The organism is Agrobacterium sp. S7/73, from assembly GCF_019355535.1.
Lineage (GTDB): Bacteria > Pseudomonadota > Alphaproteobacteria > Rhizobiales > Rhizobiaceae > Agrobacterium > Agrobacterium tumefaciens.
The window spans coordinates 1263151-1288267 of the sequence record NZ_CP072137.1 but is presented as its reverse complement, the minus strand read 5'-3'; the positions used below and the strand labels follow the sequence as shown (position 1 = coordinate 1288267).

Below are 25117 nucleotides of genomic sequence, written 5' to 3'. Positions count from 1 at the left end.
GTTTACTCCGCAGCGACGAGTTTTTCAGGAACGAGCGGCGCTTCCGGCTCGTGATCCGGATCCGGCCCCTTGCGGATCGCCTTCAGCATCAGCCCCATTTCGACGATGAACAGCACCGTATAGATGGCGATGAAGCAGAGAAGCGTAATCAGAACCGTTGAAGCGCTGAGGCTGGAGACGGCGGCGGCCGTCGGCAGCACGCCTTCGATGATCCATGGCTGACGGCCGAATTCCGCGACCACCCAGCCCATTTCCGCAGCAATCCACGGCAGCGGAATGGCGAAGACGGCCACCTTCAGCAAGAACGGATAGTGATCCAGCCGGCGCCGTGCCGAGAGATAAAAGAAGGTCGCCGTCAACAGGATGAAGAACATGCCAAGACCGACCATGATGCGGAACGCCCAGAACAGCGTCGGCACATGCGGGATGGTATCGGCGGCGGCCTTGGCAATCTGCTCCTCCGTCGCCTGGCGCGGATCGTCGACATAACGCTTCAGCAACAGGGCGTAACCAAGCTCGTGGCCGAGTTCCGCAAAGGTGCCACGCACCTCTTCGGGCAGTTCCGCGCCCTTGCCGGTGGCACGTATCTGCATCAGCGCATCATAGGCCTTGATGCCATCGCGGATGCGGGTCTTTGCGAGTTCCACCAGATCGTTGATACCGGGGATTTCGGTGTCCAGCGAGCGCGTGCCGATAAGGCCCATCACCCACGGAATTTTCACGGCGAAATGCGTCTCGCGGGCTTCCTGATCAGGAAACCCGATGGCGGTAAAGGGGGCGGGTGCCGGTTCCGTTTCCCACATGGCTTCGATCGAGGCGAGCTTCATCTTCTGGTGTTCGGTCGAAAGATAACCGCTTTCATCACCCAGCACGACGACCGACAGTGCAGCAGCCAGGCCGAAAGAAGCGGCAACCGTCATAGACCGTTTGGCGAGATCGACATGGCGGCCTTTCAGCACGTACCAGGCGGAAACGCCGAGCACGAAGATGGAGGCAGTGACATAACCCGCAGAAACCGTGTGCACGAACTTCGCCTGGGCGACAGGGTTCATCAGCACCGCGAAGAAATCCGTCACCTCCATGCGCATTGTCTGGGGGTTGAAAGCCGATCCCGTCGGGTTCTGCATCCAGCCATTGGCGATCAATATCCACAACGCCGAGAAGTTCGAGCCGATCGCCACGCACCATGTTGCAATGAGATGGCCGAGCTTGGACAGCTTGTCCCAGCCGAAAAAGAACAGACCGACGAAGGTGGCTTCCAGAAAGAAAGCCATCATCCCTTCGATCGCTAGCGGCGCACCGAAGATATCGCCGACATAGTGGCTGTAATAACTCCAGTTCATGCCGAACTGGAATTCCATGACGATGCCGGTGGAAACACCAAGCACGAAGTTGATGCCGAACAATGTACCCCAGAATTTCGTCATCTGCCGCCAGATGGTGCGGCCGGTCATGACATAGACCGTTTCCATGATGGCGATCACCACGGACAGTCCGATCGTCAGGGGAACGAATAGAAAGTGATATAAAGCGGTAACAGCGAATTGCAGGCGCGATAGCGCCACGATGTCGAGTTCCATGTTTTTACCCCACCTTTCAGGAAAGGCCGGCCTTCTGTTACGAAACGGCGCCGGCCCTGAAAAAATCACTCAGTCCGGACGCAATGTTTGCAGCATTACGTCGTATTCCGGGGTGCCGCTTTGACATTGATCAAGTTGGCGCCCCTCTCTCAGCACGATGATGCGATCGGCAAATTCCGCCTCACGGCGATTGTGGGTTATCATCACGACAGTCTTGCCTTCCGCCCTGGCAAACAGCCGGCCGAGCACGTCACGGGCGGTTTCCCCGTCCAGCCCTTCCGTCACCTCGTCGAGAAGCCAGAGTGGTTTGTCGCGTAGAAGGAAACGGGCAAGGGCGAGCCGTCGTGACTGACCGCCGGATAGACCCTGCCCCGCCTCGCCAAGTCTCGTATCCAGCCCTGCGGCGAGGGTTTTGACATGCTCGCCAAGGCCTGCCGATTGAAGGGCATCCCACAGTTCACGTTCGGTCGCGGCAGGTTTTGCCAGCCTCAGATTATCAGCGATGCTGTCTCGAAAAAGCTGACTTCTCTGCGTCATGAGCGAGCAAGGCAAAGCGCTGACCCTGCCCGCCGCCGGTTGCACTTCACCAGCCAGAAGCTGGATGAGGCTGGTCTTGCCTGCACCGCTCGGCCCGATAATCGCAATCGTCTCTCCGGCGGCGATTGCAAGGTTGATATTCGTCAGGACAGGATTTTCGTTCCCATCCCGCTCCAGCCGCACACCATCAAGCTCAGCCACCAGGCCCATGGCAGGCACGCGTGGACAGTTGGCGGCTGCTTCAGCGGAAAGACGCGGCGCAATGCGTCTTGCCGAAAAAAGCGTGCGCCCGAGTTCCATTGCACCACGGCGCAGCGCCGTGAAGGGCTCCAGCGCGGCGAAACCGACAAGCAGGCCGAGGGCGGCAGTCGGCGCGGTCACAACGTCCTGCTCCGCAAGCCAGGCCATGCCGAGGAGAGCCGCACTCAAAAGAACCGCCGCTGAGATGCCGAATGAAAAACCGGCATTGGTTTCGATCCGGTTCAAGCGGTCATCGCAGGCGAGCAGATAATTGTCGGCCCGTTCAATCGCCGCAACCTGCGCGGAGAGACGGGCAGTCGTGAGCAATTCCACCTGCCCGTTGACCAAGTCCGCCGTGCGGGCACGAAGCGCTTCAAGCCCGATTGCCCGGCGACGCGCAAATTTTTCCGCCGTCAACGCCGAGCGCACTGAAATGCCAAGACCCGCCGCAATGAGGAAGAGGGCCGCCAGAACGCCCGCAAGCGGATTGAGGAGGGCAAGACCGATGCCTGTTGCGATTGCGGCGAGGATTGCGACGGCGGCGGGTACCAGCACGCGCAGATAAAGCGAATCCAGCGCGTCGATATCCGCAGTCAGCCGGTTCAGCAGGCGGGCGGGCCTCGCCTCCAGATGTTTCGCCGCCTGCGGTGCGGCAAAGCCACGAAACAGCTTTTCGCGAAGCGCTGCAAGCACGGACAGCGTCGCCTCATGGGTGGTCATGCGTTCGCCATAACGGGCAGCGGTGCGTGACAACGCCAGCAGACGGATGGCCGCCGATGGCGCAAAGACGTCGAAAGCATAGGCCGTCGCAGGGACCAGACCGGCAATCGCGGTCGCAGTAATGAACCAGCCGGAAACGCCGAGAAGGCCTATACCCGCCAGCACCGTGGTTGCTGCCAGAACCGCGCCAACGAGCAGCATGCCGCGACGTGCCGACCAGAACAGGGAAATGACAGGTTTCAATATGGCAAAACGCGCGATCATGACTGCCCCCTCGAATGGATCGTCGTCATATTCACGACCCTGTCCATGCGCGCGGCGAGCACAGGATCATGGGTTGCGACGATCAATGTCCTGCCTTTTGCGAGTTGCAGCAGGTTTTCGGTGACAAGCGCAGCCGTCTCCCGGTCAAGATGCGCTGTCGGTTCATCGACCAGCACAAGCTGCGTCGCCGGATCGGCGAAAGCACGCGCAATGGCGAGGCGCACCGCCTCCCCGCCCGAAATACCGTAGCCGCCGTCTCCTATAGGCAGATGCCGGCGTGCTTTCGACAATGCATCCAGCCCGGTGCAGCGCAGCGTCTCATCGACCATGCCTTCGCTGACACCGGCGCGGCCAAAGCGAATATTCGCCTTCAGGGAACCGGCAAAAAAGAACGGCTTCTGGCTGACCCAGCCGATTGTCTTGCGCAGTCCATCGGCCGTCGCATGACCAAGCGTTACGCCCCCGATCCCTATTGTACCGCCGTCAGCCTCGGCCAAGCCGGCAATCAAGGAGAGTACAGTGGATTTACCACAACCGGAAGGCCCAAGAATCGCAACTGTCTCGCCTGACTGGACCGTAAGATTTAGATTCCGAATGACAGGCGGAGCATTCGGATAGGCGAAGGAGAGATTAGCCAACTCCACCAGACCGGGCGTCGGAAAAGGGGCCATTGCGACCTCCTTACCCCCACCCACGATGGCTTTGCCAGCCCGCGTCAATGTGTCGAGCGCGCCCAGCGCCGCCTCGCCGGCTGCGCGGTCGTGCCAGACGGCGGACAACTCCCGCAGCGGTTCGAAAAAGGCAGGCGCCAGAAGCAGGATGAACAGCCCCTCGGAAAGTGTCAGCTTCTCGCCCCACGCGCCGAAATCGAGAAAACCGAGCAGATGGAAACCGATATAAACGGCTGTCATGGCAACGCCGAGGGCAGCGAAAAGCTCCAGCACCGCCGAGGACAGAAAGGCGATCCGCAGGACAGCCATCGTCCGCTTCTTGAGGTTCTCTGCGTCCGTGCGCAGGCGTCCAGCGGTCAGATCAACGGCTTCCAGTGCGCGGATCGTTTCCAGGCCACGCAGGCGATCGAGCAGGAAAGCATTCATGTTGCCGGTCTCGGCCAGCTGCTTTTCACTGGCAGTCTTCGCCTGCCAGCCGATCAGCGCCATGAACAGCGGTATAGTGGGCATGGAAAGCAACAGAACAAGCGCCGCAATCCAGGTAAATGGCAGGATTGCCAGCACGAAAACCAAGGGGACAATGGTAGCTTTCATCCGCGCAGGCTGGAACCTGGAAAGATAAGGTACCAGCGCTTCGGCTGCCTCCGCGATGACGCTTGCCGCCTCGCCGGAGGCCGTACGCGCCAGATCAAGCGGCGACACCTCCGCAATGGCATGAAGCGCTTGCAGCCGCCGCCGCGAAAGGGCGGCACGCGCGGCGCGAAACGACAGTCTCGCGGCAACTTTTTCCAGCCATGCCTTGATGAGACCGAGAACGAGAACAGCCACGGCCGCCGGCAGGATCGCCGTCATCGGCGCACCGTCGGCAATGTTTCCGACCGAAAATGCAAGCAAACCCGCCTGGGGCAACCAGAGCAGAGCCGGCAGGACATGCAGCAGGGCGACCGATCTTCCTACCGCGGGTGCCTTCGCGAGTTCCGCCGTACCGACACCCTTGTCATTGGTGGATTTACCGAAGAAGCGCCGCCGTGCCTTATCTGGAGAGACCGCCGCTGGAACTGGACAGTCTGCATCATCGCCATTGGCGGATTGCCGGATTTCTGCGGACATGCTCACGGACGATCTCCTCACCTGTCCTTCTTGGCACGGGGTCTGGCAAGAGAGACGATCTTGTCCTTGGCCTCCAGAAGCTTCGTGACCTTCGAGCCGAGTGCCAGAAGCGAAGCCAACCGCTCCGTCTCCAGCTTCTTCACATCGTCATACCAGCCGGTGAGCTGCTCGATCAGCGTTTTCATCTCATCGATGCGCTTCTGCGCATGCCGCTCCTCTTCGTTTTCCGGCTTCTCCATCAGGATTTCACGAAGCACGCTGAGTGTCGGGTCGATCTCGCGCTTCTTGCGCTCTTCGGCAAGGGTGCGCAGAATTTGCCACACATCCTCCGGCGTCGTGAAAAAATCGCGCCGGTCGCCGGGGAAATGCTTGAGAATTGCAAGGTTCCACGCCTGAAGCTCCTTCAGGCTCATCGACACATTGGAACGGGAAATGCCAAGCGCCTCGACAATGTCGTCGGCGCAGAGCGGCTGCGGTGAAATGTAAAGCAATGCATAGACTTGGCCGACCGTGCGGTTGATGCCCCAGCGGCTGCCCATCTCGCCAAAATGCAGCACGAAGGACTGAACGAGTGGAGAAAGACTAGTCGGCATTTCTTTGCTTTCTGTAGTTTCAGTAATTTCTGAAATTTCGATAAAGCAAAAAATGGCAATCGGCAAATCACCTTTTTGACCTGCGTCAAAATGTGCAAATCAGAAGAGGCAGCGTCTGCCGGGGATCAGGGCTGCGCCCTCTGGCACACTTTCCCGGCCCGCGATGCACGAAATGATATCGATAACATCAAAGACGTCATGTTGTAGATGGAAGCGCGCGCATGAAAAATCGGCGGGGATTAATCCACCGCCGATCAAGACGTCGACAAACCGGCGTGCGCAACAGGCGCTTACGAAAAAGCGATCTGCACCTTCATGGCGCGGCTGCGGTCGGAGGCAAATTCGAAGGCCGAGATGGCGTCATCGAGGTCCACCGTCTGGGTGATGAACGGCTTGACGTCGATCAGGCCTTTGCGCATCAGTTCGACGCCCGTCGCGAATTCCTCATGGAACCGGAAAGAGCCGCGCAGATCGAGTTCCTTGGCAGTAATCGCCATCATCGGTAGGCTCATATCGCCACCAAGGCCAAGCTGGACAATGATGCCGCGCGGACGCAACGCCGTAATCCCGCCCGCAAGTGCAACGGCGGCACCGGAGCATTCATAGAGAACGTCGAAGGTTCCCTTGTTCGCGCCGTACGCCGCCAGCGCATCAGGCTCATCCTTGCTGTTTATGACGCGGTCCGCGCCCGCTTCCCGCGCCTTGGCAAGCGTGAAGTCCGAAAGATCGGTCGCGACGATTTCAGCGGCACCGGCACGGCGGGCAGACAGGATGGAGAGAATGCCGATGGGGCCGCAGCCGGTGACGAGCACGCGTTTTCCGAGCAAATCGCCGGCGCGGCGGGTGGCATGCAGCGTTACCGCCAGCGGTTCCGCCATAGCTGCCTCACCGGCACTCAAACCGTCGGCCGGAACGCATTGCAGGGCATCCGCGATGAGAACCTCGCGGAAAGCGCCCTGAATATGCGGAAACGGCATGGCGCTGCCATAAAAGCGCATGTTGAGGCACTGATTGTGCAGGCCTTCCTGGCAAAAGCGGCAGGTCCTGCACGGACGGGACGGCGAAACCGCGACCAGACCGCCAACCTTCAGCCCCTCGACGCCCTCGCCCAGCTCCTCAACAATGGCGGAGACCTCATGTCCCAGCACCATTGGTTCGCGAAGCCGTACCGCGCCGAAACCGCCGTGATTGTAATAGTGAAGATCGCTGCCGCAAATCCCGCCCCGAGCCAGACGAAGACGCACTTCTCCTGCCCCCGGCGCCTCCTCCGGCCGCTCCTCGATGCGCACATCCTTTGCCCCGTGGGCGACAATCGCTCTCATAAATATCTCCCGTTCGATATCGCGCCTTAAACGGCGCAACAAAATAATCCCTATCCCAATCATTGCCGCCGGCCGCGTCTCCGCCGCCCTGCAGCCTCCCCGCGCGCATGTTGCGTACCGGAAACAGGCGTTTAAGCCTTGACATCCACGTCTGAAAGGGATGAATGTTATCGATAACATAAACCGGCATGAAAGCAATGTCGAGAGACTGGAGGAAACAGTGGGCCTTAATTTGTTCGATCTTTCCGGCCGCCGCGCCCTGATCACCGGCTCGTCGCAGGGCATCGGCTTTGCGCTGGCGCAGGGCCTGGTGGAGGCGGGAGCCGAAGTGGTGCTGAACGGCCGCGACGAGGCAAAGCTGAAAGCAGCCGCCGCAGGCATCAAGGGTGCCAAGACACTCGCCTTCGATGCCACCGATCATGACGCGGTGCGCAAGGCCATCGACGGTTTCGAGGCGGAAGTCGGCCCCATCGATATTCTGGTCAACAATGCCGGCATGCAGCACCGCACACCGCTGGAGGATTTTCCGGCCGACGCCTTCGAGCGCCTGTTACAGACAAACATCGCCTCGGTGTTCCATGCAGGGCAAGCCGTCGCGCGTCATATGATCAGCCGTGGACGTGGCAAGATCATCAACATCGCCAGCGTCCAGACCGCTCTTGCCCGCCCCGGTATCGCGCCGTACACCGCCACCAAGGGCGCCGTCGGCAATCTGACGAAGGGCATGGCGACGGACTGGGCGAAATATGGCCTGCAGTGCAACGCCATTGCGCCGGGCTATTTCGACACGCCGCTCAACGCGGCCCTGGTGGCAGACGAGACGTTTTCAGCATGGCTTGAAAAACGCACGCCGGCCGGCCGCTGGGGCAAGGTCGAAGAGCTTGTCGGCGCCTGCATTTTCCTGTCGTCCGATGCCTCGTCTTTCGTGAACGGACATATTCTTTACGTCGACGGCGGCATTACCGCCTCGCTTTGAAGAAGCCGTAACCACGACGCTTTGGGAGGAGACCGTGAGCACCATGACCGAGAAGAACAAAATCGCCCTCATCGGCGCTGGCGCGATGGGCGGCGCGATCGGTGCGCGGCTGATCGAGACCGGCAATCACTTGACGGTTTTCGATCTGGACGCGGAAAAGGTGGCGGCTTTGACCAGCCTTGGTGCGCATAGCGCCGAGACGGCGGCGCAAGCGGCTTCGCTCTCCGATGTCGTGATCCTAAGCCTCAATTCGCCGAAAATCGTCCGCGCCGCCGTTTTCGGCAAAGACGGCGTGGCGGCGGGGGCCAGGCCCGGCACGCTGATCATCGACATGTCCTCCATCGATCCGGAAGCGACAAAAGAACTGGCGGCGGATGCGGCTGAAAAAGGGCTGCGCTGGGTGGACAGCCCGCTTTCCGGCGGCGCGCCGAAGGCACTCGTCGGGCAACTGACCCTGATGGCCGGCGGCACCGAAAAGGATGTGGCCGATGCCCATCGCGTGCTGCGGCACGTGGCCAGCAACTACACCCATATGGGTCCAAGCGGCGCCGGCCAGACGACGAAGCTCATCAATCAGGTTCTTTGCGGGCTGAACTTCCTTGCCGTAGCGGAAGCAACGCAGCTTGCGCTGGATGCCGGCGTCGATGCCGCCAAAATTCCGCAGGCGCTGAAAGGCGGCCGCGCCGACAGCGCAATCCTTCAGGAATATATGCCACGTTACGTGGCGAAGGATTACCGCCGCACTGGCCGCATCGACAACATGGTCAAGGACCTGAACGGCGCGCAGGATCTGGCCCGACGCACCAACACGGCCATGCCGCTGACGGCGGTTTGCGCCGAGGTGCACCGCATGCTGACAGCGGCGGGACTTGGCGGCGAGGATCAGGCCGCCCTAATGGAATTTTTCACCGGCGCGAAACACACCTTCACGGAATGATTTGCGCCATGGCCAGGGCAATAACACCTTATTGGCCGGGCTGACGCGAGGTCATTAAGGTGTGCCACCGTCATGGCCATTGCGAAATGTCTCCGCAGCGAAGATGATCGGGCGAATCGGCGGCGCAATCGGCCCGACGGCCGCAGACGCTTGCATGAAGGACAATTTCCCGATGACCACTTCCGCAACAGGCACGGGGATTGCCAGCCTGACCGTTTCCGGAAACGGCTTCAGCGCCGAGATCGCTTATGAGGGCGCTACCCTTCTGAGCTGGCGGCCACGACTTGCCGATGGCAATGAAAAAAACCTTGTCGACGGCTATTCGTCGCTTCAGGAATTGCAGTCGCAGAACGGCGTGAGAAACGGCATTCTCGCCCCCTTCACCAATCGCATTCCTCAGGGCCAATTTAAATTTGGCGGGGAGATGCACCGTATCGAGCCGGTGCTTGCCCACGAGGACCTCGTCTTCCACGGATTTGCCCGTGCCCTGCCCTTCGCCCTCGACCGGTCTTTCGAAGAAAACGACGCGCACATTATCGTCTTTCGTGCCGAGATATTGCCGGCCGAATTCAAGGGCTATCCCTACCATCTCGCCATCGAGGTGGAATACCGGTTTGCCGGCCATGGGGTTACCATCGATATACGCGGCATCAATGGGGACGACCGGCCTTTGCCCTTCGCGGCCGGCTGGCATCCCTATTTCCGCCTGCCCGGCATATCCTCCATCGACGATCTCCTTCTCACCCTACCGTCGCAAACAGCGATCGAAACGGACGAGAATTTGATACCACTCACCGACAGTGAGACGGGCATTCTCAAACGGGACGATGCAGCGTTTCTTTCTGCCGCGCCGCTCGCAGGCCATGTGCTGGATGTCTGCTTTACCGATCTGATCCCATCCGCAAACGGGCTTTACGAGACTAGGATCGAAAACCGGAACGATGGTTCGAGCCTGACCGTTTGGCAGGAGCGCGGCCACATGCATGTCTTTACCGGCGATACGCTTGCCCGCGACAGGCGAAAATCCATCGCGCTCGAACCTGTGGAAACACCGACAAACGCCTTCAACCAGCCGCAACTCGAAGCGGACATTACCCTTCAACCGGGTGAGACCCGAAGTTTCCGCTTCGGTTTCCGTTTTGAAGCCGGGCGCTGAAAAAAGACCAAATATTGCGATCAGATATGCGTTGTCGGGAGTGAAGACGACAGCTTCACCGTCTCCATGGAGATATAGGCGGACATGTCGTAAAGCTCGACCCGCCGGAGGATCTGTTTGTAGATGGTGTCGTAATATTCGACATTTGGAAGCACGAGTTTCAGAATATAATCGAAATTGCCGGTCAGCCGGTGCACCTCGACGATCTCCGGTATGGTGCTGACGGCGGCATGGAACCGGTCCAGCCAGTCCTCCGCATGCAGGCCGGTTCTCACGAGCAGGAAAACCGTGGTCGGCAGGTTGATTTTCCGCCGGTCGAGCAGCGCCATCGTACCGGTCACATATCCTTCCGCACGCAGACGCGTGATACGGCGGGAACAGGCGGAAAGCGATAATGACACCTCATCCGCGATATCGGCGAGAGGTGTTTCTGCATTCTCCTGGAGAATCGCAAGGATTCGGCGGTCACGGTCGTCAATCATTGCTCAAGAATGCATCAGTTAACGTAGTGGCGCAAGAAATTTGCGAGCTGAGCATAATGCACGCCCAGAATTTGCAATCTGCCTTCTAAATCCCTGAAAAAACGCATGCCGTTTTCATCGCGGCAATGGCATTCTTGTCATCAATCAAACTTTTATAAGGGAACGCCTATGAAACGGATCGGTCTGATCGGCGGCATGAGCTGGGAATCCACCGCAACCTATTATCGCATGATCAACGAGGCCGTTCGTGACAGCCGCGGTGGGCTCGTATCCGCCGATATCGTCATGCATTCGCTCGATTTTTCCGAGGTTGTCGCCCTTCAGAAGGCTAACCGCTGGGATGAGGCCGGCGCGCTTTTGGGCGCTGCGGGTGCGCGTCTTGCCAATGCGGGTGCCGATTGTGTGCTGATCTGCACCAACACCATGCACCTCGTTGCGGAAACCGTTGAAAAAATGTCGGGCGTCACTCTCATCGACATCATTGACGAAACTGCCACCGCATTGAAGGCGGATGGACGCCGCAAGCCGCTTCTGCTCGCCACACGCTACACGATGGAACATGGCTTCTACACCGACCGCATGCGCCGCCACGGCGTCGATGTGGTCGTGCCGGATGAGGAAGACAGGGCCGCCATCCACGACATCATTTTTGGCGAATTGTGCCAGGGCGAGATCAAGTCGTGCTCGCGCGAGCGCTACATGTCGGTCATCGAGAAAGCCCGTGCGCTCGGCGTCGATTCCGTCATTCTCGGCTGCACCGAAATTTCCCTGCTGATCGATCCCGATGCCCTGCCTTTGCCGGGCTACGATTCGACCGCCATTCACGCCCAGGCCGCTGTCGGCTTCGCGCTCGAAAACAAGGCCCTGAACAGAGCTGCATGAATGTGCCGCCTTTTTGCCTATTCCGGTAAACCGGTCTGGCTCGACAGTCTTCTGATCGAGCCGGAAGCGTCGCTGGTCAGCCAGTCCATGGCCGCAAGGGAAGCTAAAACCGTCGTCAATGGCGACGGTTGCGGTCTTGGCTGGTATGGCGAGCGCGGAACGCCCGGCGTTTTTCGCGACACCAGACCCGCCTGGTCCGACGCCAATCTGGCCGCCCTTTGCCACCAGCTCCGCTCGGGCATGTTCATGGCCCACGTCCGCTCCGCCACATCAGGCGAAGTATCCCGTGCCAATTGCCACCCCTTTGCGCATGGTCAATATCTGTTCATGCATAACGGCCAGATCGGCGGCTACGAGCAGATCAGGCGCGACATTGATTCCCTCATACCCGATGATATTTATTCCGCCCGGCGCGGCACCGGCGACAGCGAAGCCATCTTCCTGATTGCCGCCGGCCACGGCCTTGATGCGGACCCGGTTCGGGCCATTTCCACCGCGCTGCGCCTCTGCCTGGAAAAGATGATCGCGGCGGGTGTTTCTTCCGCGTTGCGGTTCAGCGCCGTGTTGATGGATGGCGATTGCCTGCACGCCTTCCGCTGGTCAAGCGACGACAAGCCGCCAACGCTTTACTGGCGCGGGCTTGAAGAGGGCATCGCGCTAAGCTCGGAACCCTTTTCCTTCGATTGCACCCCGTGGTGTGCGGTGCCGCCAAATACCCGGGTGACGATCCGCGCCGGCGGTATGACCACTGAACCTTTTTCCCTGCCGTAAACGTCGCATTTCATGACGACCGAGGCCATTTTTTTCAGTTTGGCCGCCACCGGTGGGCGCGGCTGCGGCAGCGTCGTGTTTATTTTCATTGAATTATCTCCGCCGCGAAGGCTAGTGTGTGATCCGATAGACCGAAACAGATTTCAGGACCGGTGAACCATTTCAGAAGTGTTGCAGCCCCTCTCCCTTTCTTGAACGATGCCCTGCATCGCAACGACCATGCAAACCCGTTCATGAATGACGGACAATGGGCAGGCAATGCCTTTGGCGATCCTCGGGACGCTGAAGAAAAAGTGTTATTTTTCATTACCCTAAGCTGTTCAAATTTCCACAAAAAATGCTGTTGCCACGCCTCCATATCGATGCATAAACTGGCATCAGTAAAGGCAAACCGGATCGACCTCATCAGACCCTCTCCTCCCACCAAGGTGCTGACCGACCAATGATCAATAATCTAAACGCCGCCGATCTTCCCCGTCCCGCCCCGCGCAGTTCCAACCCGGAAATCATGGCAGCGGAAATCATCGAGCGCCTCACCTACCGTATCGGCAAGGACGTAAAAGTTGCCAAGCCGCATGACTGGCTGACCGCGACCATTCTCGTCGTCCGTGACCGCATCATCGACAAGTGGATGGCCTCCACCCGCAAGGCCTATGCCAACAATTCCAAGCGCGTTTATTACCTGTCGCTCGAGTTTCTGATCGGTCGCCTGATGCGCGATGCGATCTCCAATATCGGGCTGATGCACGAAATCAGGGACGCGCTTTCTTCGCTCGGCGTCGATCTCGATGTCATTGCCGGACTGGAACCGGATGCGGCACTTGGCAATGGCGGCCTTGGCCGTCTCGCTGCCTGTTTCATGGAATCGATGGCAACCGTCGATATTCCCGCCTATGGCTACGGCATCCGTTATGTGCACGGCCTTTTCCGCCAGCAGATGGCGGACGGATGGCAGGTGGAATTGCCGGAGACGTGGCTGGCGCACGGCAATCCCTGGGAATTCGAACGTCGCGAAAGCTCGTATGAAATCGGCTTTGGCGGATCGGTGGAAACCATCGGTGGATATGAGGAGCCGCAGCGCTTCGTCTGGAAACCGGCCGAACGCGTCATTGCCATGGCTTACGACACGCCTGTCGTCGGCTGGCGCGGCACCCGCGTCAACACCTTGCGCCTATGGTCGGCGCAGCCTATCGACCCCATTCTGCTTGCCGCCTTCAATGCCGGCGACCACATCGGCGCGCTGCGGGAAAGCAACAAGGCCGAAAGCCTGACGCGCGTTCTCTACCCCGCCGATGCGACCCCGGCCGGCCAGGAATTGCGTCTGCGGCAGGAGTTTTTCTTCTCCTCCGCCTCCCTGCAGGACATTCTGCGCCGTCACCTGCAGCAATATCCGGATTTCACCTCGCTGCCCGACAAGGTTTCGATCCAGCTCAACGACACGCATCCGGCCATTTCCATCTGCGAAATGATGCGCCTGCTATGCGATGTCCACGGCCTTGAATTCGACGAAGCCTGGAAGATCACGCAGGGCACCTTCTCCTACACCAACCACACGCTTTTGCCCGAAGCGCTGGAAAGCTGGCCCGTCCCGCTGCTCGAGCGGCTTTTGCCGAGGCACATGCAGATCGTCTATGCGATCAATGCCAATACGCTGGTATACGCCCGCAAGGAAAAGAAGATGCCGGATCAGCAGATCCGGTCCATCTCGCTGATCGACGAAAACGGTGAGCGGCGCGTGCGCATGGGCAATCTCGCCTTCATCGGCTCGCATTCCATCAACGGTGTCTCGGCACTTCATACCGAACTGATGAAGGAAACGGTCTTTGCCGACCTGCACAGCCTTTATCCCGAGCGCATCAACAACAAGACCAACGGCATCACCCCGCGCCGCTGGCTGATGCAGTGCAACCCCGGCCTGACCGGATTGATCCGGGAAGCGATCGGCGACGATTTCCTCGACGATGCGGAAAAGCTGACAGCGCTCGACCGCTTCGCCGACGATGCCGGTTTCCGCGAAAAATTTGCCGAAGTGAAGCGTCTGAACAAGGTGCGGCTTGCCAATACGGTGGCGCAACGCATGGGCATCCGTGTCGATCCCTCGGCCATGTTCGACATCCAGATCAAGCGCATCCATGAATATAAGCGCCAGCTTCTGAACCTTATCGAAACGGTGGCGCTTTACGACCAGATCCGTTCTCACCCGGAACTGGATTGGGTACCGCGCGTTAAGTTCTTCGCAGGCAAGGCAGCGCCGAGTTATCACAACGCGAAGCTGATCATAAAACTTGCCAACGATATTGCCCGGGTCATCAACAACGATCCGGCCGTGCGCGGGCTTCTGAAAGTGGTATTTATTCCGAACTACAACGTCTCGCTTGCGGAAATCATGGTTCCGGCCGCCGATCTGTCCGAACAGATCTCGACGGCTGGCATGGAAGCCTCGGGCACCGGCAACATGAAGTTCGCGCTGAATGGCGCGCTCACCATCGGCACGCTGGATGGTGCGAACGTCGAAATGCTCGAACATGTCGGCGAGGACAACATCGTCATCTTCGGCATGACGGCGGAGGAGGTGTCGAAAGCGCGCGCCGAGGGCCACAACCCCCGCGCGATTATTGAACAGTCGGTGGAACTGTCGCAGGCGCTGTCATCCATCGCCTCTGGCGTATTCTCACCCGACGACCGCTCCCGCTTTGCCGGGCTGATCGACGGCATTTACAACAGCGACTGGTTCATGGTCGCGGCCGACTTCGACGCCTACGCCGAAGCGCAGCGCAAGGTGGATGCGATCTGGAGCGATCCGGAAAGCTGGTATGCGAAAACAGTCCGTAACACGGCGCGTATGGGCTGGTTCTCGTCCGACAGGACGATCCGGCAATACGCCGCCGATATCTGGAGAGCCTGATGAAAAAACCGCTCAATTCGGCCGAAGAGAAAAAGACTGGCGAAATCACGAAGGCTGAAATCGAGGCGATCAAGAGCGGTTTGCATTCCAACCCCTTTGCACTTCTCGGCGTTCACGAAACGCCGGGAGGTTTTTCTGCACGGTGTTTCATTCCGGGGGCTGAAGAAGTATCTGTCCTCACACTGGACGGATCTTTCGTCGGCGAACTGAAGCAGCTCGATCCGGAGGGTTTCTTCGAAGGCCCGGTCGATCTCACCTCGCGTCAGCCGGTGCGTTATCGCGCCTGTCGCGACGATGCGGAATGGGCAGTGACCGACCCCTACAGCTTTGGTCCGGTTCTTGGACCGATGGACGATTATTTCGTCCGCGAGGGATCGCATCTGCGACTGTTCGACAAGATGGGCGCTCATCCGCTCAAGCTTGAAGGGGTCGAAGGTTTCCACTTCGCCGTCTGGGCTCCCAATGCGCGGCGCGTCTCCGTCGTCGGCGATTTCAACAATTGGGATGGCCGACGACATGTGATGCGCTTCCGCAAGGATACCGGCATCTGGGAAATTTTCGCACCTGACGTCTATGCCGGTTGCGCCTATAAATTCGAGATTCTCGGCGCAAACGGCGAGCTTCTACCGCTGAAGGCCGACCCCTATGCACGGCGTGGTGAACTGCGGCCGAAGAACGCCTCCGTTACCGCACCGGAACTGGCGCAGAAATGGGAAGATCAGGCCCACCGGGAACATTGGGCGCAAGTGGACCAGCGCCGGCAGCCGATCAGCATTTACGAGGTGCACGCCGGTTCCTGGCGACGTCGCGAGGACGGCACCTTCCTCAGCTGGGACGAAATGGCCACCCAGCTCATTCCCTATTGCACGGATATGGGCTTCACCCATATCGAGTTTCTGCCGATCACCGAACATCCCTACGATCCGTCCTGGGGTTACCAGACGACCGGGCTTTATGCCCCGACCGCCCGTTTCGGCGATCCGGAAGGTTTCGCCCGCTTCGTCAACGGCGCCCACAAGGTCGGCATCGGCGTGATCCTCGACTGGGTTCCCGCGCATTTTCCAACCGACGAGCACGGCCTGGGCCTGTTTGACGGGACAGCGCTTTACGAACATGCCGACCCGCGTCAGGGTTTTCACCCCGACTGGAACACGGCCATCTACAATTTCGGCCGCATTGAGGTATTGTCCTACCTCGTCAACAACGCGCTTTATTGGGCCGAAAAATTCCATCTCGATGGATTGCGCGTCGATGCCGTCGCCTCGATGCTCTATCTCGATTATTCCCGCAAGGAAGGCGAATGGATCCCCAACGAATATGGCGGGCGCGAGAACCTGGAATCCGTCCGCTTCCTGCAGAAGATGAACTCGCTCGTCTACGGCACCCATCCGGGCGTCATGACCATTGCTGAAGAATCCACCTCCTGGCCGAAAGTGTCGCAGCCGGTTCACGAGGGCGGCCTCGGTTTCGGCTTCAAATGGAATATGGGTTTCATGCACGACACGCTGAGCTATTTCTCGCGTGAGCCGGTGCACCGCAAGTTCCACCATCAGGAACTGACCTTCGGGCTGCTTTATGCCTTCACCGAAAATTTCGTGCTGCCGCTTTCCCATGACGAAGTGGTGCACGGCAAGGGATCGTTGATCGCCAAGATGTCCGGCGACGACTGGCAGAAATTTGCCAATCTCCGGTCCTATTACGGCTTCATGTGGGGTTATCCCGGCAAGAAGCTGCTGTTCATGGGGCAGGAGTTCGCCCAGTGGAGCGAATGGAGCGAAAAGGGATCGCTCGACTGGAACCTTCGCCAATATCCGATGCATGAGGGTATGCGCCGCCTCGTGCGCGATCTCAACCTCACCTACCGTTCGAAAGCCGCTCTGCACGCCCGTGACTGCGAACCCGAAGGTTTCCAGTGGCTGGTGGTCGATGATCACGAAAACTCGGTCTTCGCCTGGCTGCGCTCGGCGCCCGGCGAAAAACCGGTTGCGGTTATCTGCAATCTGACCCCGGTCTACCGGGAAAACTATTATGTGCCGCTTCCTGTTGCGGGGCGGTGGCGGGAGATTCTCAACACCGATGCCGAAATTTATGGCGGCAGCGGCAAGGGAAATGGCGGACGCGTTCAGGCGGTCAATGCCGGTGGGGAGATAGGGGCGATGCTCGTCCTGCCGCCCTTGGCAACGATCATGCTCGAACCGGAAAACTGACAGACAGAACGGGAGGACAACCATGTCGGAAAAAAGAGTTCAGCCCCTGGCGCGTGATGCAATGGCCTATGTTCTCGCGGGCGGTAGAGGAAGCCGTTTGAAGGAATTGACAGACCGCCGGGCAAAACCAGCGGTTTATTTTGGCGGTAAGGCCCGCATTATCGATTTTGCACTTTCGAACGCGCTGAATTCCGGCATTCGCCGCATCGGCGTCGCCACGCAATACAAGGCTCACTCCCTCATCCGCCACCTGCAACGCGGCTGGGACTTCTTCCGTCCAGAGCGTAACGAAAGCTTTGACATTCTGCCGGCCTCGCAGCGCGTGTCCGAAACGCAATGGTACGAAGGCACCGCCGACGCCGTTTACCAGAACATCGACATCATCGAGCCCTATGCGCCTGAATATATGGTCATTCTGGCCGGCGACCATATTTACAAGATGGACTACGAATACATGCTGCAACAGCATGTCGATTCCGGCGCGGATGTAACGATCGGTTGCCTTGAAGTGCCACGCAAGGAAGCGTCGGGCTTCGGCGTGATGCATGTGAACGAAAAAGACGAGATCATCGACTTCATCGAAAAGCCGGCCGATCCGCCCGGCATTCCTGGCAATGAGAATTTCGCGCTTGCCTCGATGGGGATCTACGTCTTCCATACGAAATTCCTGATGGAAGCGCTGCGTCGCGATGCCGCCGACCCCACCTCCAGCCGCGACTTCGGCAAGGACATCATTCCCTACATTGTCCAGCACGGCAAAGCCGTCGCCCACCGTTTTGCGGACTCCTGCGTGCGTTCGGATTTCGAGCACGGACCATACTGGCGCGATGTCGGAACCATCGATGCCTATTGGCAGGCCAATATCGACCTGACGGATGTGGTGCCTGACCTCGATATCTATGACAAGTCCTGGCCGATCTGGACCTATGCGGAAATCACTCCGCCGGCGAAATTCGTGCATGACGATGAGGACCGCCGCGGTTCTGCCGTGTCGTCGGTTGTGTCAGGCGATTGCATCATTTCCGGCGCCGCCCTCAACCGTAGCCTTCTGTTCACAGGCGTGCGCGCCAATTCATACTCCCGCCTTGAGAATGCCGTAGTACTGCCGAGTGTGAAGATCGGGCGCCACGCCCAGCTCAGCAACGTCGTCATCGACCATGGAGTGGTCATTCCGGAAGGACTGATTGTAGGAGAAGACCCCGAACTGGATGCCAAACGTTTCCGCCGCACGGAAAACGGCATTTGCCTTATCACCCAATCGATGATCGACAAGCTGGACCTGTAGAGCCCATGAATGTCCTTTCGGTTTCATCCGAAATTTATCCCCTGATCAAGACCGGAGGGCTCGCCGACGTTACCGGCGCCCTCCCCATCGCGCTCGAAGCCTATGGTGTGAGAACGCGCACATTGATACCCGGATATCCGGCGGTGAAAGCCGCCGTGACGGATCCCGTCAAATGTTTTGAGTTCACCGATCTGCTTGGCGAAAAGGCCGATCTGCTCGAAGTACAACATGAGGGGCTAGACCTTCTGATCCTTGACGCGCCCGCCTATTACGAGCGTTCCGGCGGCCCCTATCTCGGCCAGACCGGCAAGGATTATCCTGATAACTGGAAGCGCTTTGCGGCGCTCTCGCTGGCAGCGGCACGGATCGGCGCCGGTGTGCTTCCCGGCTGGCGGCCGGATATTGTGCACGCCCATGACTGGCAGGCAGCGATGACCCCGGTCTATATGCGTTATGCCGAAACGCCGGAGATTCCGAGCCTTCTCACCATCCACAACATTGCTTTTCAGGGTCAGTTCGGGGCCAACATCTTCAGCAAGCTCGAATTGCCCGCCCACGCCTTAGGCATGGAAGGCATCGAATATTATAACGATGTCAGCTTCCTCAAGGGCGGCTTGCAGACGGCAACCGCGCTCAGCACGGTCAGCCCATCCTATGCGGAAGAAATCCTGACCGCGGAATTCGGCATGGGGCTGCAAGGGGTGATCGGCAGCCGCGCCCATGTGCTGCACGGTATCGTCAACGGCATTGACGCCGATGTCTGGAATCCGGCCACCGACCATCTGATCCACGACAACTATTCCGCCACCAATCTCAAGAACCGTGCGCTGAACAAGAAGGCCGTCGCAGAACATTTCCGCATCGACCAGGATGACAGCCCGCTTTTCTGCGTCATCTCCCGGCTGACCTGGCAGAAGGGCATTGATCTCATGGCGGAAGCCGTGGACGAAATCGTTTCGCTCGGCGGCCGTCTGGTCGTGCTGGGAGCCGGCGATGTGGCGCTGGAAGGCGCGCTTCTGGCTGCGGCATCCCGCCACCATGGCCGCGTCGGTGTCGCCATCGGTTATAATGAGCCGCTGTCGCATCTGATGCAGGCGGGTTGCGATGCGATCATCATCCCCTCGCGCTTCGAGCCCTGCGGCCTTACCCAGCTTTACGCGCTGCGTTATGGCTGCGTTCCCGTGGTTGCCCGAACCGGCGGCCTTGCCGATACGGTGATCGACGCCAACCATGCCGCCATCGCCAATAAATCGGCGACCGGTGTACAATTCTCACCCGTCACGCTCGACGGTCTGAAACAGGCGATCCGCCGAACCATCCGTTATTACAACGACCCGAAACTATGGACACAAATGCAGAAACTCGGAATGAAATCCGATGTTTCCTGGGAAAAAAGCGCTGCGCTCTACGCCGCGCTTTACAGCCAGCTTATTTCGAGAGGCCATTGAAACAATGATCAAGACCGTTCAGACGACACCCTTTCAGGATCAGAAGCCGGGCACATCCGGCCTGCGCAAGAAGGTGCCCGTCTTCGCCCAGGAAAATTATGCCGAAAACTTCATCCAGTCGATCTTCGACTCGCTTGAGGGCTTTCAGGGCCAGACGCTGGTGATCGGCGGCGATGGCCGTTATTACAACCGCGAAGTCATCCAGAAGGCGATCAAGATGGCGGCCGCCGCCGGTTTCGGCAAGGTGCTGGTCGGTCAGGGCGGCATTCTCTCCACCCCCGCCGCCTCCAATATCATCCGCAAATACAAAGCCTTCGGCGGCATCGTGCTTTCCGCCAGCCATAATCCTGGTGGCCCGACCGAAGATTTCGGCATCAAATACAATATCGGCAATGGCGGCCCAGCGCCGGAGAAGATCACCGACGCGATCTATGCCCGCTCGAAGGTCATCGACAGCTACAAGATTTCCGACGCTGCCGACGTCGATCTCGACAAGGTGGGCAGCTTCAAGGTGGATGAACTGACGGTCGACGTCATCGATCCGGTCGCCGATTATGCCGCTTTGATGGAAGAACTGTTCGATTTTGCCGCCATTCGCGCCCTGATTGCCGGCGGCTTCAAGGTTGTCGTCGATTCCATGAGTGCCGTCACCGGCCCCTATGCCGTGGAAATCATCGAAAAGCGTCTCGGCGCGCCGAAGGGCTCCGTCCGCAACGCAACGCCTCTGCCCGATTTCGGCGGCCACCATCCCGACCCCAACCTGGTGCACGCCAAGGAGCTTTATGACGATGTCATGAGCCCGGAAGGTCCCGATTTCGGCGCGGCGTCGGATGGCGACGGCGACCGCAACATGGTGGTCGGCAAGGGCATGTTTGTCACCCCGTCCGACAGCCTGGCGATCATCGCCGCCAATGCGCGGCTCGCGCCCGGTTATGCCGCCGGCATTTCCGGCATCGCCCGTTCCATGCCGACAAGTGCCGCAGCCGACCGCGTCGCCGAAAAGCTTGGGCTTGGCATGTACGAGACGCCAACCGGCTGGAAATTTTTCGGCAACCTCATGGATGCCGGCAAGGTTACAATCTGCGGTGAGGAAAGCTTCGGCACCGGCTCCAACCACGTGCGCGAAAAGGATGGCCTGTGGGCCGTGCTCTACTGGCTGAACATTGTCGCCGCCCGCAAGGAAAGCGTGAAGGACATCGTTACCAAGCACTGGGCCGAATATGGGCGCAACTATTATTCCCGCCACGATTATGAGGAAGTGGATTCGGACGCAGCAAACACTCTGGTGGCCATCCTGCGCGAAAAACTCGCAACACTTCCCGGCACCAGCTACGGCAATCTTAAGGTCGCAGCTGCTGATGATTTCGCCTATCTCGACCCGGTCGACCAGTCCGTCAGCAAGAACCAGGGTATCCGCATCCTGTTCGAAGGTGGTTCGCGCATCGTGCTGCGCCTTTCCGGCACGGGCACTGCGGGCGCAACGCTCAGACTTTACGTCGAGCGCTATGAGCCGGATGCGGCCCGTCACGGCATCGAAACGCAGGCGGCGCTTGCCGACCTTATTTCCGTTGCCGATACGATCGCCGGCATCAAGGCCCATACCGGCCGCAACGAACCGACCGTCATCACGTAAGGTTTTGCATTGCACGCACCGTTTCCGGCAACGGGCATAGCGAAAAACTTGGCAGGCGGCCATGAGGCCGCCTGAGGTTACTGACTAACCTCCCCGCCAGACTCGATATCATCATCTTCCGGAGAGAGAGACCATGCAGAAACCAGCCGTTTTCCCCAAAGGCGTAACCCAGACGGAAAACGGAACGGAATTTGCGGTCTATTCCCGGCACGCCTCACAAATCGACCTTTGCCTTTTTGATGCGACGGGCGAAAAAGAGACGGCGCGTTTGCCAATGAGGCGCGATGAGAATGACATTCACCGGCTGACAGTTGCCGAGACCGGCCCCGGTGCGCGATATGGCTACCGCGCCGACGGCATTTATGCCCCCGAACATGGCTTGTGGTTCGACCCCGCAAAACTGCTGCTCGACCCCTATGCCACGGAGATAGACCGGCCATTCCGGCATGATGCCACGCTTTTGGCCTATGGCGAAGACACGGGCGCGATCATGCCAAAGGCGATCCTGTCGCAATATGAGCAGGTCAGGCGCCAGCCGCCACGCTTTGCCGAAGGCGGGCTGATTTACGAACTCGCGGTTAAATCCTTCACCAAATTGCATCCTGCCGTGCCGGAAGAGCTGAGAGGCACGGTGGCAGCGCTGGCTCATCCTGCCATTATCGCGCATTTGAAAAAAATCGGTGTCGATGCGGTGGAGCTGATGCCGATCACCGCCTGGATCGACGAGCGCCACCTGCCGCCGCTTGGCCTTTCGAATGCATGGGGATACAATCCCGTCGGCTTCATGGCGCTCGATCCGCGCCTCTGCCCCGGCGGAGTGCGGGAGCTGCGCGACACGGTTGCAGCCCTGCACGCGCAAGGCATTGGCGTCATTCTCGATCTGGTCTTCAACCATACGGGTGAAAGCGACAGCGAAGGCTCCATCCTGTCTTTGCGCGGACTGGACAATCTCACCGCTTTCCGTCACCCGGAAGGAAAGCCGGGCGTGCTGGTCAATGACACCGGCACCGGCAACACGGTGGCCTGCGATCATCCCTATGTGCGCCAGCTCATTATCGATTCCCTGAGGCATTTCGTTCTCAATGCCGGTATCGATGGCTTCCGTTTCGATCTCGCGCCCATATTGGGACGAACGGCTAGTGGCTTCGACATGGCCAGCGAAACGCTTGCCGCCATGCACTCTGACCCGGTACTATACGACCGCGTGCTGATCGCCGAACCATGGGATATCGGCCCCGGCGGCTATCAGCTCGGCAATTTTCCGGAGAGCTTTCTGGAATGGAACGACCGCGCCCGCGACGACATGCGCCGGTTCTGGCGCGGCGATGCGGGAACGACCGGGGCGCTGGCCAATGCGCTTTCCGGCTCTTCGCCGATCTTTTCCCGCCATGGACGTTCGAAAAGCCGCAGCGTCAATTTCCTTGCCGCCCATGACGGTTTCACCCTGTTCGATCTCGTCAGCCACGAACACAAGCACAATGAGAAAAACGGCGAGAACAATCGCGACGGGCATAATGAAAATCATTCCTGGAACAATGGTTTGGAGGGATTGACGGACGATCCTGCCGTCGTGGCCGCCCGCCACGCGGATGTGAAAGCGCTGCTTTCCACGCTCTTTGTCAGTCGCGGCACGTTGATGCTGACCGCCGGCGATGAGGGTGGCCGCAGCCAGTATGGCAATAACAATGCCTATTGCCAGGACAACGAGATAACGTGGGTCGACTGGTCGTCGCTCTCCCAGGAGCTGACTGACCACACGGCATTTCTTGCCGCACTTCGCAAACGCTTCGGCGTGTTTTCGCAAACCGAGTTTTTCTCCGGCAACGGCGATGTGGCATGGCTTGCCCCCGGCGGAGAACCGATGACGGTCGCGGAATGGGAAAGGCCGGACATGCCGGCTTTCGCCATGGTGCTTGCCACGCCGGACCACGAGACCGAAAACGACGCGGAGCTTGCCGTGCTCATCAACCGCAGCCATGAGATCGTGCCCTTCACCCTGCCGGGCGACGACTGGCAAGCGATGGGCACGGATTTCGGCAATCCGGCCTTCCTGCCTGCCCGCTCGGTGGTGTTTTATCTGCGCGGTTGATCGCTTGGCCCCGGCACCTTTATAAGTTCCGAAAGGCAATCGAGAAGAGGTAACATGGCAAAGGAAATAGCGCTGGCGGAAATGAAAAATTTCGTCGGCACGGAGCTGGGCGTTTCCGACTGGATCACCGTCGACCAGACAATGATCGACGCCTTCGCAAAAGCGACGCTGGACGAACAGTTCATCCACACCGACCCGGAACGCGCCAAGGCGGAAAGCCCCTTTGGCGGCACCATCGCGCATGGGTTCCTGACGCTCTCGCTGCTTTCGGCTCTGAATTACGATGCCCTGCCCCGCATTCGCGAAACGACCATGGGCATCAACTACGGCTTTGACGCCGTCCGCTTCGTCACGCCGGTCAAAAGCGGAGCACGGGTGCGTGGCCGTTTCACTTTGGCTGAGGCGCGGTTTCGCGGCGCCGCCATGCTGGTGACGACCTATGATGTTACGGTGGAGATAGAAAACGAGAAAAAACCGGCGCTCACTGCCCGCTGGACAACCATCACCCAGTTCAACCCCGAGGACAGGCCGCAAGACGCCTGATGGCGAAGTAAATCCCAATTTGAGATCGGAGTGTCTGTGAGATTCGCATATTTGATAGAACCTCCGTTCAACTACAGGAACGAATGCGGCGATGTGACCGGGTGCGATGTGGAGTTGGCGCGAGTCATTCTAGCCATGATCGGTATTCATGACATTGAATTCATCGAAGCCGAATTCTCGCAATTGTTGCCTGGGCTGAACGAAAACCTTTGGGATATGACTACTGGCCTCTTCGATACCGCTGAACGCAGAAAGATCGTGACGTTCAGCCATCCCATCTGGGCGTTGCCTGATGGACTGTTGGTGAGGAAGGGCAACCTCAGAGATCTGGACGGATACGCATCGGCAGCAAAAAATCCGGAATGTACGCTGGTCGCGATCCGTGATCAGATCCAACATCGCGCAATTATGGAAGCGGGCGTGCCCGATGACCGCATTCTCATTTGCGAGACCTACGACGAGGCCGCTCAGGCCGTATTGGATGGGCGTGCCGACGCCTATGCCAGCGTGGCCATGGCCCATCTCGGTTTTATGCAGCAAAATCCAGAGCTCGATTTGGAAGTTGTCTCCGTTTTACCGAAAGAGAGACCAGCAGCCTCAGGCGCATTTGCTTTCCGCCAATCCGACCGGGAACTCCAGAGCGCGGTCGATGCGGCGCTCCTTTGTTATATCGGATCAGACGAGCACCGTGTGCTGATGCGCAATTTTGGTTTTGATGATCAAGCCCTCGTCAACCGCGAGGCCAGTCTGGCAAAGTAACGCCAGA

Annotated in this window: 19 protein-coding genes; 13 read left to right on the top strand and 6 right to left on the bottom strand. The window is 59.2% G+C overall.

Annotated elements, in window-relative coordinates:
* Positions 1 to 2: 2 nt before the first annotated feature.
* The 5 genes from J5276_RS20910 to J5276_RS20890 form a co-directional block, all read right to left on the bottom strand.
* The gene (locus tag J5276_RS20910) at positions 3 to 1580 is read right to left on the bottom strand and encodes a cytochrome ubiquinol oxidase subunit I (RefSeq protein WP_013762083.1); all 1578 of its coding nucleotides are present in this window, start codon (positions 1578 to 1580) and stop codon (positions 3 to 5) included.
* 69 nt (positions 1581 to 1649) lie between these two features.
* A complete protein-coding gene (gene cydC, locus J5276_RS20905; RefSeq protein ID WP_174006107.1) occupies positions 1650 to 3341 on the bottom strand; it encodes a thiol reductant ABC exporter subunit CydC in 1692 nt (563 codons plus the stop codon).
* A complete protein-coding gene (cydD, locus tag J5276_RS20900) occupies positions 3338 to 5122 on the bottom strand; it encodes a thiol reductant ABC exporter subunit CydD (protein ID WP_174006145.1) in 1785 nt (594 codons plus the stop codon). Before cydD ends, cydC begins: the two co-directional genes overlap by 4 nt.
* A gap of 17 nt (positions 5123 to 5139) precedes the next feature.
* The gene (locus J5276_RS20895) at positions 5140 to 5715 is read right to left on the bottom strand and encodes a GbsR/MarR family transcriptional regulator (RefSeq protein WP_111804767.1); all 576 of its coding nucleotides are present in this window, start codon (positions 5713 to 5715) and stop codon (positions 5140 to 5142) included.
* 290 nt (positions 5716 to 6005) lie between these two features.
* The gene (locus J5276_RS20890) at positions 6006 to 7037 is read right to left on the bottom strand and encodes an L-idonate 5-dehydrogenase (protein WP_004431840.1); all 1032 of its coding nucleotides are present in this window, start codon (positions 7035 to 7037) and stop codon (positions 6006 to 6008) included.
* A gap of 220 nt (positions 7038 to 7257) precedes the next feature.
* On the opposite strand from J5276_RS20890, the gene J5276_RS20885 reads away from it, so the two are divergent.
* The 3 genes from J5276_RS20885 to J5276_RS20875 all read left to right on the top strand — a co-directional run bounded on the left by J5276_RS20885 (position 7258) and on the right by J5276_RS20875 (position 10106).
* A complete protein-coding gene (locus J5276_RS20885; RefSeq protein WP_025595224.1) occupies positions 7258 to 8013 on the top strand; it encodes an SDR family oxidoreductase in 756 nt (251 codons plus the stop codon).
* A 43-nt stretch (positions 8014 to 8056) separates the two neighbouring features.
* On the top strand, positions 8057 to 8950 hold the full coding sequence (locus tag J5276_RS20880; RefSeq protein ID WP_111804727.1) for an NAD(P)-dependent oxidoreductase: 894 nt from the start codon (positions 8057 to 8059) through the stop codon (positions 8948 to 8950).
* A 172-nt stretch (positions 8951 to 9122) separates the two neighbouring features.
* Positions 9123 to 10106, top strand: coding sequence for an aldose 1-epimerase (locus J5276_RS20875; RefSeq protein ID WP_112154398.1), 984 nt, complete (start codon positions 9123 to 9125; stop codon positions 10104 to 10106).
* Positions 10107 to 10126: 20 nt separating this feature from the next.
* Here the strand turns inward: J5276_RS20875 and J5276_RS20870 are convergent, their stop codons facing one another.
* Positions 10127 to 10588 carry an Lrp/AsnC family transcriptional regulator gene (locus J5276_RS20870; RefSeq protein WP_003498392.1) on the bottom strand — a complete coding sequence of 154 codons (462 nt, stop codon included), beginning with the start codon at positions 10586 to 10588 and terminating at the stop codon, positions 10127 to 10129.
* A gap of 168 nt (positions 10589 to 10756) precedes the next feature.
* On the opposite strand from J5276_RS20870, the gene J5276_RS20865 reads away from it, so the two are divergent.
* The 10 genes from J5276_RS20865 (at position 10757) to J5276_RS20820 (ending at position 25110) form a co-directional block, all read left to right on the top strand.
* On the top strand, positions 10757 to 11470 hold the full coding sequence (locus J5276_RS20865) for an aspartate/glutamate racemase family protein (RefSeq protein WP_004431822.1): 714 nt from the start codon (positions 10757 to 10759) through the stop codon (positions 11468 to 11470).
* Positions 11471 to 12241, top strand: a complete 771-nt coding sequence (locus J5276_RS20860) for a class II glutamine amidotransferase (protein WP_004431819.1) — start codon at positions 11471 to 11473, stop codon at positions 12239 to 12241.
* Between the two features lie 442 nt (positions 12242 to 12683).
* Positions 12684 to 15146 (top strand): glycogen/starch/alpha-glucan phosphorylase, encoded by a 2463-nt coding sequence (locus tag J5276_RS20855; protein ID WP_004431815.1) that lies wholly within the window; start codon positions 12684 to 12686, stop codon positions 15144 to 15146.
* Complete coding sequence (gene glgB / locus J5276_RS20850; protein WP_019566535.1) at positions 15146 to 17353, top strand: 1,4-alpha-glucan branching protein GlgB; 2208 nt, start codon at positions 15146 to 15148, stop codon at positions 17351 to 17353. Before J5276_RS20855 ends, glgB begins: the two co-directional genes overlap by 1 nt.
* Before the next feature lie 22 nt (positions 17354 to 17375).
* Entirely contained in the window at positions 17376 to 18638 is a 1263-nt protein-coding gene (gene glgC, locus J5276_RS20845) for a glucose-1-phosphate adenylyltransferase (RefSeq protein ID WP_004431809.1), read from the top strand.
* A gap of 5 nt (positions 18639 to 18643) precedes the next feature.
* On the top strand, positions 18644 to 20086 hold the full coding sequence (gene glgA, locus J5276_RS20840; protein ID WP_174006103.1) for a glycogen synthase GlgA: 1443 nt from the start codon (positions 18644 to 18646) through the stop codon (positions 20084 to 20086).
* Between the two features lie 4 nt (positions 20087 to 20090).
* Complete coding sequence (locus J5276_RS20835; protein ID WP_004431805.1) at positions 20091 to 21719, top strand: alpha-D-glucose phosphate-specific phosphoglucomutase; 1629 nt, start codon at positions 20091 to 20093, stop codon at positions 21717 to 21719.
* Positions 21720 to 21852: 133 nt separating this feature from the next.
* The gene (gene glgX / locus J5276_RS20830) at positions 21853 to 23808 is read left to right on the top strand and encodes a glycogen debranching protein GlgX (protein WP_174012223.1); all 1956 of its coding nucleotides are present in this window, start codon (positions 21853 to 21855) and stop codon (positions 23806 to 23808) included.
* A 54-nt stretch (positions 23809 to 23862) separates the two neighbouring features.
* The gene (locus J5276_RS20825) at positions 23863 to 24351 is read left to right on the top strand and encodes a MaoC family dehydratase (protein ID WP_004431798.1); all 489 of its coding nucleotides are present in this window, start codon (positions 23863 to 23865) and stop codon (positions 24349 to 24351) included.
* A 30-nt stretch (positions 24352 to 24381) separates the two neighbouring features.
* Positions 24382 to 25110, top strand: a complete 729-nt coding sequence (locus tag J5276_RS20820) for a transporter substrate-binding domain-containing protein (protein WP_309509976.1) — start codon at positions 24382 to 24384, stop codon at positions 25108 to 25110.
* Positions 25111 to 25117: the final 7 nt, after the last annotated feature.

Excerpts from the sequence above, each read along its gene's own strand:
- J5276_RS20910 (WP_013762083.1), bottom strand. The coding sequence starts at position 1,580 with ATGGAACTCGACATCGTGGCGCTATCGCGCCTGCAATTCGCTGTTACC.
- cydC (WP_174006107.1), bottom strand. The coding sequence starts at position 3,341 with ATGATCGCGCGTTTTGCCATATTGAAACCTGTCATTTCCCTGTTCTGG.
- cydD (WP_174006145.1), bottom strand. The coding sequence starts at position 5,122 with ATGTCCGCAGAAATCCGGCAATCCGCCAATGGCGATGATGCAGACTGT.
- J5276_RS20895 (WP_111804767.1), bottom strand. The coding sequence starts at position 5,715 with ATGCCGACTAGTCTTTCTCCACTCGTTCAGTCCTTCGTGCTGCATTTT.
- J5276_RS20890 (WP_004431840.1), bottom strand. The coding sequence starts at position 7,037 with ATGAGAGCGATTGTCGCCCACGGGGCAAAGGATGTGCGCATCGAGGAG.
- J5276_RS20880 (WP_111804727.1), top strand. The coding sequence starts at position 8,057 with ATGACCGAGAAGAACAAAATCGCCCTCATCGGCGCTGGCGCGATGGGC.
- J5276_RS20875 (WP_112154398.1), top strand. The coding sequence starts at position 9,123 with ATGACCACTTCCGCAACAGGCACGGGGATTGCCAGCCTGACCGTTTCC.
- J5276_RS20870 (WP_003498392.1), bottom strand. The coding sequence starts at position 10,588 with ATGATTGACGACCGTGACCGCCGAATCCTTGCGATTCTCCAGGAGAAT.
- J5276_RS20865 (WP_004431822.1), top strand. The coding sequence starts at position 10,757 with ATGAAACGGATCGGTCTGATCGGCGGCATGAGCTGGGAATCCACCGCA.
- J5276_RS20860 (WP_004431819.1), top strand. The coding sequence starts at position 11,471 with ATGTGCCGCCTTTTTGCCTATTCCGGTAAACCGGTCTGGCTCGACAGT.
- J5276_RS20855 (WP_004431815.1), top strand. The coding sequence starts at position 12,684 with ATGATCAATAATCTAAACGCCGCCGATCTTCCCCGTCCCGCCCCGCGC.
- glgB (WP_019566535.1), top strand. The coding sequence starts at position 15,146 with ATGAAAAAACCGCTCAATTCGGCCGAAGAGAAAAAGACTGGCGAAATC.
- glgC (WP_004431809.1), top strand. The coding sequence starts at position 17,376 with ATGTCGGAAAAAAGAGTTCAGCCCCTGGCGCGTGATGCAATGGCCTAT.
- glgA (WP_174006103.1), top strand. The coding sequence starts at position 18,644 with ATGAATGTCCTTTCGGTTTCATCCGAAATTTATCCCCTGATCAAGACC.
- J5276_RS20835 (WP_004431805.1), top strand. The coding sequence starts at position 20,091 with ATGATCAAGACCGTTCAGACGACACCCTTTCAGGATCAGAAGCCGGGC.
- glgX (WP_174012223.1), top strand. The coding sequence starts at position 21,853 with ATGCAGAAACCAGCCGTTTTCCCCAAAGGCGTAACCCAGACGGAAAAC.
- J5276_RS20825 (WP_004431798.1), top strand. The coding sequence starts at position 23,863 with ATGGCAAAGGAAATAGCGCTGGCGGAAATGAAAAATTTCGTCGGCACG.